Source organism: Syntrophotalea sp., from assembly GCF_050253115.1.
In the GTDB taxonomy this organism is placed as follows: Bacteria; Desulfobacterota; Desulfuromonadia; order Desulfuromonadales; family Syntrophotaleaceae; genus Syntrophotalea; species Syntrophotalea acetylenica.
The window spans coordinates 10,355-28,804 of sequence record NZ_JBFWJQ010000025.1 but is presented as its reverse complement, the minus strand read 5'-3'; the positions used below and the strand labels follow the sequence as shown (position 1 = coordinate 28,804).

General features: G+C 57.3%; 15 protein-coding genes. 12 read left to right on the top strand and 3 right to left on the bottom strand.

From position 1 onward, the window contains the following. The first annotated feature begins 301 nt into the window (after positions 1 to 301). The gene (locus AB7E65_RS04540; protein ID WP_072287778.1) at positions 302 to 1,405 is read left to right on the top strand and encodes an AI-2E family transporter; all 1,104 of its coding nucleotides are present in this window, start codon (positions 302 to 304) and stop codon (positions 1,403 to 1,405) included. A 68-nt stretch (positions 1,406 to 1,473) separates the two neighbouring features. Here the strand turns inward: AB7E65_RS04540 and AB7E65_RS04535 are convergent, their stop codons facing one another. Further along, positions 1,474 to 1,803 carry a CGGC domain-containing protein gene (locus tag AB7E65_RS04535; protein ID WP_072287777.1) on the bottom strand — a complete coding sequence of 110 codons (330 nt, stop codon included), beginning with the start codon at positions 1,801 to 1,803 and terminating at the stop codon, positions 1,474 to 1,476. 189 nt (positions 1,804 to 1,992) lie between these two features. Between AB7E65_RS04535 and AB7E65_RS04530 the strand changes: the two genes are divergently transcribed. After that, positions 1,993 to 2,985 carry an ABC transporter ATP-binding protein gene (locus AB7E65_RS04530; protein WP_428745350.1) on the top strand — a complete coding sequence of 331 codons (993 nt, stop codon included), beginning with the start codon at positions 1,993 to 1,995 and terminating at the stop codon, positions 2,983 to 2,985. Beyond that, on the top strand, positions 2,982 to 3,719 hold the full coding sequence (locus tag AB7E65_RS04525) for an ABC transporter permease (protein WP_072287775.1): 738 nt from the start codon (positions 2,982 to 2,984) through the stop codon (positions 3,717 to 3,719). Before AB7E65_RS04530 ends, AB7E65_RS04525 begins: the two co-directional genes overlap by 4 nt. 77 nt (positions 3,720 to 3,796) lie before the next feature. Here AB7E65_RS04525 and thrC read toward each other — a convergent pair whose 3' ends face one another. Further along, positions 3,797 to 5,188: a threonine synthase gene (gene thrC, locus AB7E65_RS04520; protein ID WP_428745349.1), complete on the bottom strand. Its 1,392-nt coding sequence runs from the start codon at positions 5,186 to 5,188 to the stop codon at positions 3,797 to 3,799. A gap of 290 nt (positions 5,189 to 5,478) precedes the next feature. On the opposite strand from thrC, the gene AB7E65_RS04515 reads away from it, so the two are divergent. The 6 genes from AB7E65_RS04515 to AB7E65_RS04490 all read left to right on the top strand — a co-directional run bounded on the left by AB7E65_RS04515 (position 5,479) and on the right by AB7E65_RS04490 (position 9,808). Further along, positions 5,479 to 6,009 carry a metallophosphoesterase family protein gene (locus tag AB7E65_RS04515; RefSeq protein ID WP_428745348.1) on the top strand — a complete coding sequence of 177 codons (531 nt, stop codon included), beginning with the start codon at positions 5,479 to 5,481 and terminating at the stop codon, positions 6,007 to 6,009. Between the two features lies 1 nt (position 6,010). Continuing rightward, positions 6,011 to 6,532: an HIT family protein gene (locus tag AB7E65_RS04510; protein ID WP_428745347.1), complete on the top strand. Its 522-nt coding sequence runs from the start codon at positions 6,011 to 6,013 to the stop codon at positions 6,530 to 6,532. A gap of 114 nt (positions 6,533 to 6,646) precedes the next feature. Continuing rightward, positions 6,647 to 7,246: a MotA/TolQ/ExbB proton channel family protein gene (locus tag AB7E65_RS04505; protein WP_320361918.1), complete on the top strand. Its 600-nt coding sequence runs from the start codon at positions 6,647 to 6,649 to the stop codon at positions 7,244 to 7,246. Positions 7,247 to 7,249: 3 nt separating this feature from the next. Continuing rightward, positions 7,250 to 7,660 (top strand): ExbD/TolR family protein, encoded by a 411-nt coding sequence (locus tag AB7E65_RS04500; protein ID WP_428745346.1) that lies wholly within the window; start codon positions 7,250 to 7,252, stop codon positions 7,658 to 7,660. Then, the gene (locus tag AB7E65_RS04495; protein WP_428745345.1) at positions 7,657 to 8,604 is read left to right on the top strand and encodes an ROK family protein; all 948 of its coding nucleotides are present in this window, start codon (positions 7,657 to 7,659) and stop codon (positions 8,602 to 8,604) included. Before AB7E65_RS04500 ends, AB7E65_RS04495 begins: the two co-directional genes overlap by 4 nt. Before the next feature lie 112 nt (positions 8,605 to 8,716). Then, on the top strand, positions 8,717 to 9,808 hold the full coding sequence (locus AB7E65_RS04490) for a 6-phosphofructokinase (protein WP_428745344.1): 1,092 nt from the start codon (positions 8,717 to 8,719) through the stop codon (positions 9,806 to 9,808). Between the two features lie 53 nt (positions 9,809 to 9,861). On the opposite strand, the gene AB7E65_RS04485 is transcribed toward AB7E65_RS04490, so the two are convergent. Beyond that, positions 9,862 to 10,854, bottom strand: coding sequence for a cation diffusion facilitator family transporter (locus tag AB7E65_RS04485; protein WP_428745343.1), 993 nt, complete (start codon positions 10,852 to 10,854; stop codon positions 9,862 to 9,864). 412 nt (positions 10,855 to 11,266) lie between these two features. Between AB7E65_RS04485 and mutS the strand changes: the two genes are divergently transcribed. The 3 genes from mutS to glnD are packed head-to-tail and all read left to right on the top strand — an operon-like array spanning position 11,267 to position 18,332. Beyond that, positions 11,267 to 13,879, top strand: coding sequence for a DNA mismatch repair protein MutS (gene mutS / locus AB7E65_RS04480; RefSeq protein ID WP_428745342.1), 2,613 nt, complete (start codon positions 11,267 to 11,269; stop codon positions 13,877 to 13,879). 2 nt (positions 13,880 to 13,881) lie between these two features. Beyond that, positions 13,882 to 15,615 (top strand): N-acetylmuramoyl-L-alanine amidase, encoded by a 1,734-nt coding sequence (locus AB7E65_RS04475; RefSeq protein ID WP_428745341.1) that lies wholly within the window; start codon positions 13,882 to 13,884, stop codon positions 15,613 to 15,615. Beyond that, positions 15,612 to 18,332 (top strand): [protein-PII] uridylyltransferase, encoded by a 2,721-nt coding sequence (gene glnD, locus AB7E65_RS04470; RefSeq protein WP_428745340.1) that lies wholly within the window; start codon positions 15,612 to 15,614, stop codon positions 18,330 to 18,332. The genes AB7E65_RS04475 and glnD overlap by 4 nt, the downstream gene beginning before the upstream one ends. Positions 18,333 to 18,450: the final 118 nt, after the last annotated feature.

Here is an 18,450-nt window from a genome sequence, read left to right as displayed (position 1 = left end):
GGTTGCCGGGAAGTGGTTGTACGAGATGATTTCGGTTTTTATTACCACGGAGTTACAGGGCGCGGAGGCTTTAAGACTGTTTTGTGCCAGGTCGACGCACCCTCCATTTCTCGGCGTTATGCGCTTGTGTGCTGTGAAGCCTATCGTGGAAAGTGTCCCGTTCAGCCTGAAAGCGAACGCAACCCGGCAATCGGTTAGGCTTTTCATGGATGGTTCTTGTTTTTAAATGAGTCGCAGGTTAGTTTATGCGGTGTGGCCGCGCGTAAGATTCACACGACAGCATATCGAGACATCGAAATCGATGAATAAAAAATCCGAAATGCACAGAGCGGAGCAGGGTCGTCTGGAAAAACGCTCATTCCTGACGACACTGGTGCTGGTGAGCGTGCTCTTCCTGATTTTGCTCAAGCCATTTTGGGGGGCGATTTTCTGGGCATGCATCATCGGCCTGATTTTTTCACCTTTGTACCGCCGTTTGCTGGCAGCAGGCCGGCCCAAACCCAATGTGGCCGCATTGACAACGCTTCTGGCTTGTCTGGTGATAGGCATCGTTCCCGCACTGTTTGTGATTGGCTCGTTTATCCAGGAAGGCGTCAGTTTCTACCGGCGTCTGCAGAGCGGCGATTTCGATATTGGCGCCCGCATCGAACAAATACAGACGGCGTTTCCGGCGATCAGGCATTTTTTCGAGCGTCTCAATCTGGACTTCAACAGTGTCCAGACGCAACTTTCCGATGCGTTTCTCGGTGCCAGCGGCTATCTTGCCCAGAATGCCATTGAATTCGGGCAGGGCACGCTGCAGTTTTTCATCAATCTCGGCCTGATGCTTTATGTAGCGTTTTTCATGCTTCGCGATGGCGAGAAACTGGTGGGCCTGCTCGTGCGCGCCTTGCCGTTGGGGGACGAGCGGGAACATCTGCTTATCGCCAAGTTTGCCGAGGTCGTGCGTGCGACCGTCAAGGGTAATCTGTTGGTTGCCACCGTTCAGGGAATGCTGGGAGGCTTCATATTCTGGGTTCTCGATATCCGGGGTGCTCTGCTTTGGGGCGTGGTGATGACGCTGCTTTCCTTGATTCCGGTTGTTGGCGCCGGGTTGATCTGGGGGCCGGTCGCCATTTATCTGTTTGCTGTTGGTGCATGGCCTCAGGGACTGATTCTTGCCGCATTCGGTGCGTTTGTTATCGGTTTGGCCGACAATATCCTGCGGCCGCTTCTGGTGGGTCGGGATACAAAGCTGCCGGATTATGTCGTGCTGCTTTCAACCCTCGGCGGCTTTGCGTTGTTCGGCATAAACGGTTTTGTGCTCGGGCCCTTGGTAGCCGCACTGTTTATTGCGTTCTGGGAAATTTTCATGCGGGAGTTCAATAGGCCGCAGTCCGGCACATCGAAAGAGGATGCCCCGTAACAGGCGGTTTTGATGATTCAGAGAACTCCCGCTCCCATGTAGGGAAACGCTCTGGAAAGGGCGGATTTTTAATGGGTCCAATCGATGATCCGGATTTGGTCACCGACTTTTTTGGCAATCGCTTCCCGCATGATTTCAAAGTGTGGGCATGGAACGCCTATGGGGTTTCCCTTTGAAATACAGGAAGCCAGAACGATGGCTTCGGCGCCCCGGTCCACCATCAACTTCGCCCTCTGGACGGCACGTTTTCCAGGGCACCCGCCGCAACTGACAAAGCCGATGATTTCGCAGGGTCCGATTTCCGCGAAGGCCATTTTGCCCGTGGCGGCGACTTTGAAATCCGTGTTGCCAGGGCACATGTCTTCCGTTTGCTGACATCTGATGATCCCGACTTTCATTTCCGATCTCCTTTATTTTGACGTATCCTCGGGTGCGCTGGGGTTCGTCTCTCACTCGCAATAATTTGTCACCTTCGAACCAGGCAACGAGCGCGTACATCCACCGTTTTCGTGAATCAATATAAGTAACGGGGGGATAAGGTTCAACTGCAATCTGAGGTTCAACTGCAATCTGAAAAGGGGAATGCCATGGGTTTCGATAATGATATTGCCATTCGTGTCGCGGGGCTTGCCAAACGCTTTGGTGTGGTTCAGGCGCTCGCCGGAGTCGATTTCAACGTGCGCAGCGGTGAATTGTATGGCTTCCTGGGGCCCAATGGCGCCGGCAAGACCACGACCATCAACATTCTTACCGGCCTGGCGCGTGCGGATGCCGGTACGATCCACATTGGCGGCATCGATTGTTCGAACAATCCGCGTGCCGCCCAACGTCTTGTCGGGGTGGTTCCTGATGAGAGCAATCTTTATGCGGAACTGAGCGGTTTTGACAATCTGTGTTTCTGCGCGGCCCTGTACGGCATGGCCAAACCGGAACGCCGGGCGAGGGCGCTCCGGTTGCTGGAAATTTTCGATCTGGTGAAAGCGGCCGATCGCAAGTTCGGCACATATTCCAAAGGCATGAAGCGCAAGTTGACCATTGCCGCCGGCATCATTCACCGGCCCGCAATCCTGTTTCTGGACGAGCCCACCACCGGCATCGATGTTGGCAGCGCCCGGCAGTTGCGTCGGTTGATCGCGGAGTTGAACCAACAGGGAACCACTATTTTTCTGACCACCCATTACATCGAGGAAGCGGAGCGACTCTGCGACCGCATCGCTTTTATCACCGGCGGCCGGATCGTCAAGGTCGATACGGTTGACAACCTGTTGCAACCGGTCCGGGCCAAACATGTCCTGCAGATATCCTTGAACTCGGATTCGGACGTGGGCAATCTTGCGGATGATCTGGCCCGGGCGTTTCCCGGCCTGCAATTTTTCTGTTCGCAGTCCCGTGTTATTCGCGTGGAAGCCACCGTCCCTGTGCATGTCGGCCCCCTGGTACGCTTTCTGGAGGAAAAAGGAGCCGAAGTGTCGGAAATCCGGAAAATCAGGCCGAGCCTCGAAGACGTATTTGTGGAGGTCACCGGCATCGGCGCCGATGCCATGGGCAGGGAAAAGGAGAAAAAAGGAGGTGGGCAATGAAACTCTGGATTGCTTTCTGGAATATCCTGCTCAAGGATTTTCGAACCTATTACCTCAAGCCGCCCAACCTCAGCTGGGGGATCATTTTTCCCATTGCCTGGACAGGTATGTTTTTTATCAAATCAGGCAGGGGGGTGGAGAGTATCTTGTCCGTGCTCCCGGGCGTGGTTGGGCTGTCCATCCTCTTCGGTACCACGTCCTTGCTGTCGGTGACTGTTACTTTTGAAAAGAAAAACCACTCTTTCGAACGGTTGCTGCTGGCGCCCATTCCGCTGGAATTGCTGATGTTGGCCAAAACCTCCGGCGCCATTCTGTTCGGTTTTTTCAATGCCTTTGTACCGGTCGTCATGGCGGCCTTCTGGGTCGATTTGAGCGGCATGCGGTGGGGCGTGTTCGTGGCGGCCGTATTTCTTCTGTCGGTGGCTTCGACTTTTCTGGGGCTTTTTATCGCAGTGGCAGTAAGCGAGGTTTTCGAGGCGCAGACCTTTTCCAATTTTTTCCGTTTTCCGATGCTTTTTCTGTGCGGGCTGTTTTTCCCGATCAGCACGCTTCCGGTGTTTTTACGACCGCTTTCCTATCTGTTGCCTTTGACTTACGGAGCGGCCATGTTGCATGGCTCGGTGCGCGGCGAGTTTATCATGCCGGTGTTTTTGGCCATGACCGTTCTGGCGGCATTCTGTGTCGGCCTGTTTTTGCTGAGCCTTTACAGTATTCAAAGGCGCTGGATTGCCTGACCTTCTGTTGCGTACCGGAAACAAAACCCCCGTTACGTCGCCGCAAACGGGGGTTTTGTTTCGAAACCCGGAAATTGTTATGCCAGGGCATTTTTTTGAAGGTACTCCCTGACGGACCCGGTGTCGGCATCGATGAGTTCGCAGCGTTTTTCCTTTTTGTCAAGATCGCGGAAAACCGGCGGCAGTACGGGATCCTGGCCGATGGCTTCTCTGACCGCATCGCCGAATTTTGCCGGATGGGCCGTTGCCAGGCATACCAGCGGTACTTCGCCGCCAGTCAGTTCTTTTCCGACCTTGACGCCGACGGCGGTGTGCGGATCGAGGATGTAGCCCGTCGCGGCATGGAAGGCGCGAATGGTGTCGAGAGTTTCCTGGCGGGTGGCGGAACCGGCCATGAAATCTCGGCCGACGCAAGCCAGTTCCTCGGCCGTGAATTCCAGACGGCCTGTTGCCGCCAGCCGGGACATGGCATCATTGACACGGCCCGGATTCTGGCCGTAAAGGTAAAACAGGTAGCGTTCAAAATTACTGGCCAGCTGAATATCCATGGATGGCGAAGGGGTCGGCACCACCTGGGCGGTCGAATAATCGCCCTGGTTGATGAAGCGCGTCAGGATGTCGTTTTCGTTGGTGGCGAGAATCAGCCGGCGGATGGGCAGCCCCATGCGCTTGGCGATATAGCCGGCGAAGATATCGCCGAAGTTGCCGGTTGGAACCGAAAAGTAGACTTCCTCGCAGCTTGTGGCGCGTTGAACGCGTCCAAAGGCGTAAAAATAATAGACGACCTGCGCGAGCACCCTGGCCCAATTGATCGAATTGATCGCGCCAAGGGCCATGCGACTCTTGAACGCCAGATCGCCGAAGATTTCCTTGACGATGCGCTGACCGTCGTCGAAGGTGCCGCGAATCGCGAGATTGAAGACGTTGGGGTCGGTAACGGTGGTCATCTGCAGTTCCTGAATCGGCGAAACCCTTTGATGAGGATGCAGGATGAAGATGTTGATGTTCTGCTTGCCCCGTACGCCGTAAATGGCCGCGCTCCCGGTGTCTCCGGAGGTGGCGCCGAGGATGTTCATGTGCGCGCCGCGTTCCTTGAGAAGGTATTCGAACATGTTGCCGAGAAACTGCAGCGCGACGTCCTTGAAGGCCAGGGTCGGACCGTGAAACAGCTCCAGCACATAGATGCCGTCCCTGTGGACGACCGGCGTTACTTCGTCGTGGTCAAAGGCCTGGTAGGATCTGTCGATAAGATGTTTCAGGTCCGCTGCGGGGATACTTCCGGCGAACAGCGAAATAATGCGAAACGCCAGATCCGGATAGGCCATTCTGGTCAATGCGGCGATGTCGCCTCGGCTCAGGGCCGGGATTTGCTGCGGCAAAAGCAGCCCGCCATCGTCCGCCAGGCCCATCATCACGGCGTCTTTGAAGTCCAGGCCGCTGATTCGGCCGCGCGTGCTCATGTACTGCATGGGAGTCTCCTACTTCGTGCTGACGACAAAATCACGAGCCGCCAGCGTTTTTTTATGGACATTGTATAGTTTCAGCACCAAACCGCAGACGCGCCACTATAGCAGCAAAGGTTCGAAAATAAAAGAGCGCAGCCGCGGGCCGGACGCTTTTGATCTGGTAATCTTGATGAAATGTATTATGCCGGAAAGATCAACGGATAGGGATTGACAGCCCTGGTTGCAGGCTGTAGAAATGGGCAAAGTTTCCCATCCGTGCAGGTGTCTTCCACCTGCAAAAGGGCAATAAGGTCATGGTCAGAATCGGCGTACTTTCCGACACGCACCTGCGGCACGCCTTGAGCGGTGCCGGTTTTCTGGATACCATCGAAAAAACCGTGTTCCGGGATGTCGGGATGATTCTTCACGCCGGGGATCTGGTCGATCCCTCGGTGCTCTGCGCCTTTTACCCCCGAACGGTGCATGCCGTACGGGGCAATATGGACCCTGCCGATGTCCGCCTGCCGCTGCGCAAGGTGTTCGAGGTTGCCGGATACCGGTTCGGCATGATGCATGGCTGGGGGGCGCCGGACGGACTTGCGGAGCGCATCCTGCAGGAATTTTCCGGAGATTCTCTTGACTGCCTGGTCTACGGGCATTCCCATATGCCGGACTGCCGGCATCTGGGGAGGCTTTTGCTGTTCAATCCCGGCAGTGCCATCAGTCCGCGGGGAGGCCATCGGGCCAGTGTCGGCATACTGGAAGTCGACGGTTCCGGCATTCGCGGGAAGATTCTGCCAATCGACGAGCATTGTTTTGGACCTGAAAGGGTGAAAAGGGGATAACATGAAACATCTTTGGGCACCCTGGCGCATGACCTATCTGGAGTGCAAGGATAAGCAGGCAAAAGACTGTTGCGTTTTCTGTGTTCGCGATATCCTTGGCGAGGATGCCGAGCGGCTCATCCTGTGGCGGGGGCGGCACGCTTTTGTGGTTATGAATAAATTTCCCTATACCAATGGCCATTTGTTGATCGCACCCTACCGGCACATTCCCGATATTCTCGATCTCGAGCCGGAAGAATCCGCCGAGATGCTGCTGCTGCTTCGCCGATGCCGGATGGTGATGCAACAATGCCTTAAGCCGCAGGGTTTCAATATCGGTATGAATCTGGGTAAAATAGCCGGTGCCGGCGTCGCCGATCACCTGCATATGCATATCGTGCCCCGCTGGACCGGGGATACCAATTTCATGCCGGTATTCGCCGAGGTCAGGGTCATCCCCCAGCACCTCGAGGAAACCTACGCCATTCTTCTGGAGGGATTCAAATCGGTTCCCGATGAAGTGGGATGTCGCTGTCCGGATTGATTTGCGTCTGTAAAATACCTCTGTAAATGAAGTTTTTGGATATTGTAACCTGATGTTGATTCGAGATTTTTAGGCACACACTGTTTATCAACCTTTGAAAGGAATATCCGTACAATGCTTGAACTTTTTCAAAAGGGTGGCCCCCTGATGTATCCCATTCTGCTCTGTTCGATTATGGCTCTGGCGATATTTTTCGAACGGCTGTGGACGTTTTTCAGGGTCGGCAGAGGGCGTGACGAGCTGGTGCGGGACGTGGAGCAGCTGGTCCTGAAAAACCGTATCGACGAGGCTGTCGTTGTCTGCCAGCGTAGCGATACGCCCTTGTCGAGGATTCTGCTTTCGGCGCTGCGCGCCCACGGCCGTTCCCGGGATCAGATCAAGACCGTGGTCGAGGAAACCGGCAGCCGGGAAGCCGCGCCGCTGGAGCGGTTTCTTGGCTTGCTCGGGACCATTGCCACGATTTCACCCCTGCTTGGTCTGCTGGGGACCGTGCTCGGCATGATCCGTGCCTTTACCGTTATCGCCACGGTCGGTATGGGCACTCCGGAAACGCTTGGCGGCGGCATATCGGAAGCGCTGATCACCACTGCCGCGGGGCTGTCGGTGGCCATCCCGGTCATCCTGCTGCACAAGTATCTGACCAGCCGCCTGGATCACATGGTGCTCAAAATGGAAGAAAGTTCCTTGCGCCTGGTTGATCTGCTGGGGGAATGATTCATGGCCTTTCTTCGTAAAAAGCGCGAAACTCCCCGGGTCGATTTGACATCGATGGTCGACGTGGTATTTCTGTTGCTGATTTTTTTCATGATCTCGACAACCTTTGTGGAATCGCCCGGCATCGATGTCAAACTTCCCGAATCCTCTTCCCAGGCATCCAAAACCGAGGTCCGCGAGGTCAAGGTCTATCAGTCCCGGAACGGCGATATCTCTCTTGGCCAGGAAAAAGTGACTCAGGAACAACTCGAAAGCCGATTGCGAGCCTATGGCCCCGCCGCCCGTGGCATGACCTTCGTTCTGCTGGCCGACAGGGACGCCCGTCATGGGCAGGTGGTGCGGTTGATGGATATGGCCAAGGTTCACGGCTTCGGCAAGCTGGCCATCGCTACGGAATACGTCAAGTCGCCATGAAACAGCAGACCGTGATCGGTATCGATCTCGGGGGGACCAACTGCCGGGGCGCCCTGGTCGGCGCCAACGGTGAAATTGTCGCTCCGCAACGTATCGAGACCGCCATTGCCGAAGGGTTCGACGTTTTTTGGGCGCGTCTGGTTGATTTCTGCCGATCGCTGATGGGCGAGGGGGAGCTGCGGGGTTGCCCTGTGACCGGTTTGGGAATCGGGGTTCCCGGTCTCGTGGCTCGCGACGGCACGGTCAGGGAGGCCCCGAATCTTGCAGCGCTCGATGGTTTCGCACTGACCAGCCGGCTTGAGGCCGAACTCGGCATTGCGGTGCGTGTGGTCAACGATGTCAACGCCATTGCGTTGGGTGAAGCGCAGCGGGGCGCCGGCAGGGGGTTCGGCAGTTTTTTGATGATGACCCTTGGTACCGGTGTCGGTGGCGGACTGATTCTGGCGCGCCAGCTGTGGTACGGTGCCGATGGCGCGGCCGGAGAAATAGGGCACGTCGTTGTAAGGCCGGGGGGGTATCCCTGCGGCTGCGGATCCCGCGGCTGTCTTGAACAATACGCGTCCGGACCCTCCATCCTGCGGGCGTTCCATCAACTTCGATCCCGTTCTGCCATGGTTGCCCCCCGGTATGCCCGCATCCGCAGTGCCGAAGAGGTGGCGGCCGCTGCTCGGCAGGGCTGCGAAGCGGCGCAGCAGGCGTTTGCCATGGCCGGATGTTGTATCGGCCAGGTTTTGGCTGGCGTTGCCAACCTTTTGAACCTTGACGGTGTCGTTATCGGCGGCGGCGTCGCCGACAGTTTTGATCTTTTCATACCGTCGCTTCGCACCGAAATTGATCGGCGGGCGTTCGGCGTAACCGCCCAAAGGCTGCAGGTGGTGAAGGCCGCTTTGGGCAGTCAGGCAGGCATCCTTGGTGCCGCCCAACTGGTGCGTGAAATGATTTAATGGCGGCAGCGTCAGGCGGCGCATGCCGATCGGTGAATTCTTTCGGGTTGCCTGGGGAACCAGCGGGTTTTTTACGAATGCATCCATCTTGCGCCACGGAGGGATTTTACTTATGAGTCGATGTATTGCCATCCTGAATGGCGGTGGGGATTGCCCTGGACTGAACGGCGTTATCCGGGCGGTGGTGCGTGCCGCGGTTCTGCAGCGTGGATGGCGTGTTCTGGGGATCGAGGACGGCTTTGACGGACTGGTCGAAGGTCCGCGTTGCCGTGAACTCGACATCCGCGCGGTGCGCGGTATCCTGCCACGTGGCGGAACGATTCTCGGCACGAGCAACCGGGGCAACCCGTTTCGCTATCCGCTCACCGACAGCGACGGCAATATTTCCCTGTGCGATGTGTCGCAACGGGTTGTGGATAATTTTCACCGTCTGGGAGCGGATGCGCTGGTCGCTGTTGGTGGCGACGGTACGCTCAAGATCGCGCGGCGGCTGAGCCACCTGGGCATGCCAATGGTCGGGGTGCCCAAGACCATCGATAACGATCTGCGGGAGACGGATGTCACTTTCGGTTACAACACCGCTGTCGGTATTGTTACCGAAGCCCTTGACCGGCTGCAAACCACGGCCGAAAGCCACCACCGGGTCATGGTTGTCGAGGTCATGGGGCGGGACGCGGGCTGGATTGCCCTGGAATCGGGCATCGCCGGTTCGGCGGAGGTGATCCTGTTGCCGGAGATACCATTCGATCTGGATCTTGTCTGCGAGCATATCATGCGCCGGCGCCAGGCCGGCAGCCGCTTTTCCATAGTGGTGGTTGCGGAAGGGGCCTTCCCCCGAGGTGGGAGCAAGGTTGTGCAGGCCACCGCCGAGCAGACTCACGGGCTGGAGCGGCTGGGCGGCATCGGCCATTTCGTTGCCGGGGAAATCGAACGGCGCAAGGGTCTTGAAACCCGGGTGGTGGTGCTGGGGCACACTCAACGCGGTGGCACTCCATCGCCTTTTGACCGTATTCTGGCCAGTCGTTTCGGCGTGCAGGCCGTCGAACTCATCGAAAAACATGAATACGGCACCATGGTCGCATTGCGAGGTCGCAACGTCGTGAGTATCCCCATCGAACATGCCGTGGACGGCCAGAACCTGGTGGATCCGGCCGGGAACCTGGCCTGGACGGCGGAGCAGCTCGGCATCCATTTGGGGCGCTGATAAATCCAATGCCGCAGGGTGGGGCCGCGTGGGAGCTCGAGCCAACCGGGTGATCAGGAGCGATCCGTCTGCTCCGGTGTCGTGTTTGTATCCTTGATCAGAGGATAATCGCCGGGGCATTTGTGTCGGCCGGGACAGACCTCGTAGGGACACGGCTCTACATGGATGGTAATGTCGGCACGGCCGATTTTTTCCTTCATGTGGCTTTCCAGGTGGTCGGCGATTTCGTGGGCTTCCTCGACCGACATGTGTCTGCACAGGGTGAGATGAAAATCGATGATCTTCTGCGAGCCTGCCCGACGGGTACGAAGCCGGTGGTAGCCGATGAGATGGTCACTGTGCTGGTCGATGATCCTGGCGATCTCCGCGCGAATGGTTTCGGGAAGCCGTTCATCGAGAATGTCACCCAGTCCGTAGCGAAACAATCCGAAAGCCTGATAGAAAATGTACAGGGCCACGACAATGGACAGCGCCGGATCGAGCCACGCGATCTTGAAGAGGCGGATGGCCACCAGACCGGCCAGCAGGGTCAGGTTGGTATAGACGTCCATGGTGAAGTGCAGCGCGTCGGCCTTCAGTGCGCTCGATTCTGTTTCGCGGGCGGTGCGCAGCAGAAACCGGCCGATCCGCCAGGAGACGATGGCGCTGAAGGCCAGGACGATCATACCGCCTTCGAGGCGACCCAGGGTGACCCCGGTCAGCAACCGGTGGGCTGACTCGTAACAGACCCAGGAACCGGAAAGGCCGATGATCAGAGCCTGGATAATGGTTGCCAGGGTCTCGAATTTGCCGTGACCGAAGGGGTGTTTGGGGTCCGCGGGCTGCTCCGCATGGCGGATAGCGAGAAAATTGGCCACGGACATGATAATGTCCAGCAGGGAATCGATCGCCGAAGAGAGCACCGCCATCGATCCGGTCAACCACCCCGTGACCAGTTTCAGCACTGTCAAGCCTGTGGCCGTCATCATGGAAATATGTGCGGCGCGAATTTTAGGATTTTTGGGCATATTCATCGGCGGTTTGAATTCAGTGAGAGGCTGCTTCATGGCCGGCGCCGGCAGGGATCGCGAAAAACGGTTGGCTGCCGGTGTTTTTTTTGGCTTTTAAGAATGAAAACTACGCTGCATCCATCCGGAGTTTCCGGATGGATACTAGCATAAATTTCACCGGAAAATCGAGTCTGCTCTGCGCACTGCTTCAAGTATAAGCCATCCGCGCCGGTTTTTACCTGTGGCCTTGCTGGAGCGGCCCTGTTTCAGGGTCAGAAAAGGTGCCGGAAATCGTCTGTTTTGTGCGGCCAATGCTTGTTTACTTAGCCGCTACGGTTTGCTAACATGACCGTAATTTTTAATCTTTTATCGAGTTTTTGTCCGGAGAAGGCGTTGTGCCCATCCGGAACTAGCTGAGGAAGACTGTTTTTTTCGGTGTTTGCCGAATGCCGCAGGATTTTGCCAGATCATGAGCCAACCGACCCCCATGATGCGCCAGTATATGGAAATCAAGGCGCAATATCCCGATGCCATCCTGTTCTTCAGGCTTGGCGATTTTTATGAGATGTTCATGGAGGATGCCGTCACCGCTTCACGGATTCTCGATATTACCCTGACTTCCCGCAACAAGGGGTCCGCCGAAGAAGTTCCCCTGTGCGGCATTCCCTACCACAGCTGCCAGCCCTATGTGGCCAAACTGGTCGAGGCAGGACGCAAAGTTGCGATCTGTGAGCAGGTCGAAGACCCCAAGGTCGCCAAAGGAATTGTCAGACGGGAGGTTGTGCGTGTCATAACCCCCGGCCTTGTGGTGGACAGCGACACGCTGACGCCCAACGAGAACAACTTTCTCGCGGCGGTCTCCCTGGCCGACAAAAAGGGTTGCGGCGTCGCTGTACTGGATATCACGACGGGCGAGTTCCGGGTGACGCAGGCCGAGGGCTGCGACGCCGCCCGCAGCGAACTGGTTTCCCTGCAGCCGCGCGAGATTCTCGTCGCCGAAGACCAGCGGCAGGCTCTTGAAGCGGTGCTGCGAAGCGTTTCCGGAAACTGGCTGGTCAATGTGGTTCCGGACTGGGTTGTGGATCTGGAACCGTCGCAGCAGCGTCTCCTGGATTTTTTCAACTGTGCCTCCCTTGACCGCTTCGGATGTGCGAGTCTGCCCGAAGCGGTCAGAGCGGCCGGGGCAGTGCTTTACTATGTCGAGCAGACCCAGAAGGGAATGGCCGGCCATATCCGTCCGCTGGTAACTTATCACAGTTGTGATTACATGGTGCTCGACAACAGCACGCGGCGTAATCTCGAACTGACGGCGACCCTGCAGGACGGCGGCCGCCGCGGATCGCTGCTGGGGGTACTGGACCGTACGGTTACCGCGATGGGCGGGCGCAAGATGCGGCAGTGGATTCACCATCCCCTGGTCGATCTGGAGGCCATAAAACATCGCCATGAAGCCGTGCGGGAACTGATGGTGGAGAGCTTGCTGCGCGGCGATCTGCGCGATGATCTGGACGGGGTTTACGATCTCGAACGCCTCAACAGTAAAATCGCCATGGGAAACGCCAACGCCAAGGATTTGGTGGCCTTGCGCAGGTCCCTGGAACGACTGCCCGGGATTCTGCTGGGTCTGAACAGTCTGCAGTCCGGCCTGGCCTGCGTTTTTTGCCAGCGGATCGATCCCTTGCAGGACGTTGCCGATCTAATTGGCCGCGCGCTGGTGGCGGATCCCCCTTTCGTGCTTCGTGAGGGGGGACTGATGCGGGACGGCTATCATCCCGAACTGGATGAATTGCGGGATATCCGTCGCAATGGCAAGGCCTGGATTGCCCGTCTCGAAGCCGAACAGCGCGAACGTACCGGGATTTCCTCCCTGAAAGTGCGGTTCAACAAGGTTTTTGGCTACTATATCGAGGTCACCCGCACACATCTCGGGCGGGTGCCGGAAGATTACCAGCGCAAACAGACCCTGGCCAATGCCGAACGCTTCATCACGCCGCAGCTCAAGGAATACGAGGAGAAGGTGCTGGGTGCCGAGGACCGGCTGTTTGAACTGGAGTTCGAACTGTTTCAGCAGTTGCGCGAACAGATTGCCCTGCAGGGACGGCGTGTGCAGCAGACCGCCGAGGCTCTGGCGGAACTCGATGTCATCCTGTCCCTGGCGGATGTCGCCCACAGCCGCGATTATGTCTGCCCGACCATGGATGACAGCGATCGGCTGGTGATCGAGGGTGGCCGGCATCCGGTCATCGAGGCCATGAATCTCGGTGAACATTTTGTTCCCAATGACGTGGAGATGGACTGCAGGGAAAACCAGATCATGATCATCACCGGACCGAACATGGCCGGTAAATCGACCTTCATGCGGCAGGTTGCCCTGATTACCCTGATGGCACACATGGGCAGCCTGGTGCCGGCGAAATCCGCCCATATCGGGCTGGTGGACCGCATCTTCACGCGGGTGGGTGCCAGCGACAATCTGGCTCAGGGGCAATCGACCTTCATGGTCGAGATGACCGAAGCGGCGCATATTCTCAACCACGCCACGGCGCGCAGCCTGATTGTGCTGGATGAGATCGGCCGGGGCACGTCGACCTTCGATGGCATCAGCATTGCGTGGGCGGTGGCCGAGTATTTGCACGATAACGGCCAGGTGGCCGCCAAAACCCTTTTCGCCACCCATTATCATGAACTTACCGATCTGACGCTTACCTGCAATCGGGCCATAAATCTGAATATCGCCGTGCGGGAGTGGAATGAGCAGATCATCTTTCTGCGTAAAATCGTCAAAGGCCCGGCCAGTCACTCCTACGGCATCCAGGTGGCGCGGCTGGCAGGGTTGCCTGACGCCGTCATAAGCCGGGCCAGGGAAATCCTGGCCAATCTCGAGTCGGGCGAACTGGTCGGCGAAGGCCAGCCGCGTCTGGCCCGACGGTCCGGCCACGGCCCGAACCTCCCGGCGGCTCAGATGTCGCTGTTTGACAACGCGGCCGATCCGCTGCGGGAAAAACTGGCGAATCTCGATATCTCGGTTATCTCTCCCCTTGAGGGGCTGAATTTTTTGCACGAGCTTCAAAAAATGGTATGAACATGAAATCTTTTTTTCATATTGCGGGTTTTTTGCTGCTGCTTGTGTTTCTGTTGCCGTTGCCGGCCATGGCCGACGCCGGAGATCAAGCCTTCGAAAATGCCAAAAACGCCTATCAACAGCTGCAGAGCAGCACCCGGGACAAGCTCTATCGCGAAAACTGGGTGCGGGTTGTCGAAGGATTCGAGGGGCTGGCCCGCTCCTACCCGTCCCACTCCAGAGCCGACGATGCCCTTTATCTCGGGGCAAAGGCCAGCGAGGGACTCTATGCGATTTCCCGGCGCGCGGAGGATGCCCGGCAGGCCGTCGCGCTTTATGACCGCCTCGCCGCCGGCTACCCGCAGAGCAACCTGGCCGACGATGCCTGTTACCTGGCGGGTTTGGTGCTGGAAAAACACCTGTCCAATCGTCCCGAAGCCTACATGCGGTATAAGCGGGCGGCAGACAATCATCCCCGGGGAGATATGACATCCCTGTGTCGTGATGCCGAGAAGCGGTTGCGGCGCTACATGCCGGCAGAGGCTGCCGGGGTTTCCGTCGCTGTCCCGGCTGTCTCGACGCCATCTTCCGGCGCCGTGAAAGTCAGTCAGGTGCGCCACTGGTCGAGTCCTGATTATACCCGGGTGGTTATCGAAACCACGGGGCCGGCCGGCTACGCCGCGAATCTTCTGCAGGGGAATAAAAAAGCCGGACAACCGCCCCGCCTGTATGTCGACGTCAAGGGCGGCACCCTCGGTACGGGTGTACCTGCCACCCAGAAGGTTGGCGATGGACTGTTGCGCGAGATTCGTGTCGGCAGGCCGGCCAGAGATCAGGTGCGCGTCGTTCTTGATCTGGAAACCTACGGGGATTACAAGGTGTTCACTCTGGAAAACCCGCAGCGCATTGTTATCGATGTTTCCGGAAAGCGGACTGCGACCCTGGAGGCTGCCATTCCCGAGTTGCACGCTCCGGTTGCCGGTACAGGCGATGCCATCGGCAAAGTGCTTGCAAAAACCCCCAAGGAGAAAAAACCTGAAGTTGCCGTGCCTGCCGCTTCGGTGAACGGGCGTCTTCGCCGCATCGTTGTGGATGCCGGCCATGGGGGCAAGGATCCCGGAGCCATCGGACCTTCGGGTGTCATGGAGAAGGATGTCACTCTCGCCATGGCCAGGCGGCTCGCCGAACGGCTGGAAAAGGAGCTTGGCTGCCAGGTGGTGCTGACACGCGATAAAGATATCTATCTGCCCCTGGAAGAACGTACGGCCATTGCCAACAGGGTAGGGGCCGATCTGTTCATTTCGATTCATGCCAACGCAAGCACCAATCGCAACGCCACGGGGGTCGAGACCTACTATCTGAACTTTTCCAAAAACGACAAGGCAGCAGCCGTTGCCGCGCGGGAAAACGGGACTTCGCTCAAGCAGGTCAGCGATCTTGAGCTGATTCTGTTCGATCTCATGGCCAACGCCAAGATCAATGAATCGAGCCGTCTGGCTGCGGAGATCCAGAAAGCGATGGTCGATCATCTTGGGCGGCATTATCCTGATGTCAAGAACCACGGCGTGCGGCAGGGTCCGTTTTATGTCCTGCTGGGGGCCAATATGCCGTCGGTGCTGGTGGAAACAGCCTTTATCAGCAATAAAATGGAAGAGAGCCGCCTGAACAGCGATAAGTATCAGGATCATGCGGCCACGGCAATCGTTCGTGCCGTGCGCAATTATGCCCATGATTCGAGGACCGTGGCCACCAAATGAGCCTGATGCCCGAACCGCCCGATGAATTTGCGATCCCCGAAGGAATGCGTGACATCTGCCAGGATGCGTCCCGTCCGTACGCCGCGCGTCGCGCAGATCTTCTGGAGGCGGCCTCCGATTACTGGAAACAGGGCAGGGACAGGGTCAGGGAATATCATCGCCGCGGTGCCAGCGGACACGAGGTGGTTCAACAACTTACAGGTATGGCCGACCGGCTCATGGCGGCCCTTTATGCTTTTGCCGCATCCGATTTGCGCACCGACGGTCATGCGGGGTGCGCGGTTGTGGCTCTGGGCGGCTATGGGCGCGGTCAGCTCAATCCGCGTTCCGATATCGACATCATGTTCTTCCATAATGGCAAAGGCCGGCGATTTACCGAGCAGGTTTCGGAGCGCATGCTTTATCTTTTGTGGGATATGGGTATCGATGTCGGCTACAGCATACGCAATGCACATCATTGCCTTGATATTGCAAAGAGCGATATCACGGCACGCACCGCGCTGCTCGATTCACGCTACCTCTGCGGTGATCGCCGCTGTTTCGAGGAGTATGAGCAGGTGGTGCTGTCCAGGGTTCTTGACTGGAACAGTAAAAGCTACGTTACCCAGAAGCTTGAGGAAAACGCCCGCAGGCTGGGTAAATACAATGCATCCGTTTACCTTCTTGAACCGAATATAAAGGAAGGCGAAGGGGGGCTGCGGGATCTGCATACCGCCCAGTGGCTGGCGCAGATCAAGTTCAAGGCCCGTTCCCTGTATGAACTGGTTCTCAGAGGCATCGTAACCGAGAAGGAATATAACAAATTTGAATGCGCCTACGATTATTTGTGGCGTATTCGTAACGAACTCCACTTTCTGTCCAGCGGCAAGAACGAGCAGCTGCGTTTTGACCAGCAGGAAAAAATCGCCCGCTTCCTTGGATACCGGGACGATAAGCGCGCGCTGGCGGTGGAGCAGTTCATGCAGGATTATTATGCGCATGCCGTGCATGTCGAGGAGATAGCCACACGGCTTACCGAAAAGGTGCTGCGCCACGACCAGGGAACCTTCGCGCCCCGGTCGGGGTCCGCTTCCCGGCGGCCGGTGGCAGACGGATTTTACATTATTCAGGGCGAGCTGTGTCTTTCCCGTGCCGGCCTGTTCGAGGAACGGCCCGAGGAAATGATGCGGGCGTTTCGTCTGGCGCAGGTCCACGGTGTGTCCCTGAGCCCCCAGGTCAAGGCCCGTATCCGCGACAATCTGCATCGCATCAACAATACCGTACGCCGTTCCAGGGACATGGTGAACACCTTCATGGAGATTCTGCGCCATCATCGCGGGGTGCTTCAGGCCTTGCGGGATATGCATTACCTGCGCTTTCTCAATCACTTTATCCCCGAGTTCGGCCGTATCTACTGCAAGGTCCAGCACGACGCCTACCATGTGTTTACCGTGGACACCCATTCCCTGTTTGCAATTGGCGAGGTTATCAAGGTCTGGCAAGGCGAGTACGCCGAAGAAATGCCGCGTCTTACCGATGTCGCGAACGACATCGAGAAGCGGGAACTGCTGCTGCTGGCTATATTGCTTCACGATATCGGCAAAGGGGAAGGGCGTGATCACTGCAACAAGGGCGCGGACATGATGCCGACCGTGGCACGCCGTCTCAGCCTGAATCGGGAAGACAGTCAGCGGCTCGAGTTTCTGGTGCGCCATCATCTGCTCATGGCACATATCGCGCAACGGCGCGATCTGCACGACGATCGCATGATCGTCGATTTTGCCCGCACCATGGGCATGAGTGAAAATCTCAAGATGCTCTATCTGCTGACCTTTGCCGATCTGAAAGCGGTGGGGCCGGATGTCTGGACCGGGTGGAAATCGATGCTGCTGGAGGAATTGTTCGACAAGACCCACCTGGTGTTGGAAAGGGGCAACTTCCTTTTCGAAAAACGCTCCGAAAAAATCCGCAATCGCAAGCGCAAGGTTCAGGCTCTTCTGGAAGGCGAAATCGACGCAAGAATCGTTGCAGACCGCCTGCGCAACGCCAGCACCCGCTATCTTCTGTCGTTTCGCAGTCAGGTCATCGCCGATCACATCCGTTTGATACAGGGCAGTCGCGACAAGCGCCTCGGGTTTTTCGTTGCCGGTGGCCCGGACGGGTCCTATATGGAGTTGACGATTGTCACCCACGATCTGCAGGGATTGTTCACCATGATTACCGGCGTCATGTCGGCTTATGGCATCAATATTCTCGGCGCGCAGATTTTTACCCAGCGGGACGGTACCGCTTTCGACCTGCTCCAGGTCAAGGGACCGTCCGGCTATGACGATGCCGCCAGTGAAAAATGGCGCGCGGTGGAGGAATCCCTGCTCGCCGTCATCGAGGGACGACTGCGGGTGGAAGAGTTGCTGCGCAAACGCCATCGGCCCCTGTCCTGGGGGGAACCGTCACGCCCCCGTGTCCCCAGTCGCATCGATGTCGACAATGAGGTATCGCAGGAGTATACCGTTCTCGACGTCTATACCCATGATGAAGTCGGTGTGCTGTATCGTATCTGCCGGACGCTGCGTGATCTGGGGCTGTATCTTGGTGTCGCCAAGATATCGACCAAGGTTGACCAGGTTGCCGACACCTTTTATGTGAAGGATATTTTCAGCCAGAAAATTCGGGATCCGCAACGTATTGAAGAAGTGCGCGAGTGTTTGCTCGCCTGCCTGGATAAAGCCCCGCATTAATTCGATGCGGCGCCAGTCGGGGTGCGGTTTTATCAGTAAGAGGTTTTTTAAATCGGGCTGACCGCTCACCAGGTTTCAATGAATTCATCAATTGTGTATATTTAAAAAAACAGGTGTT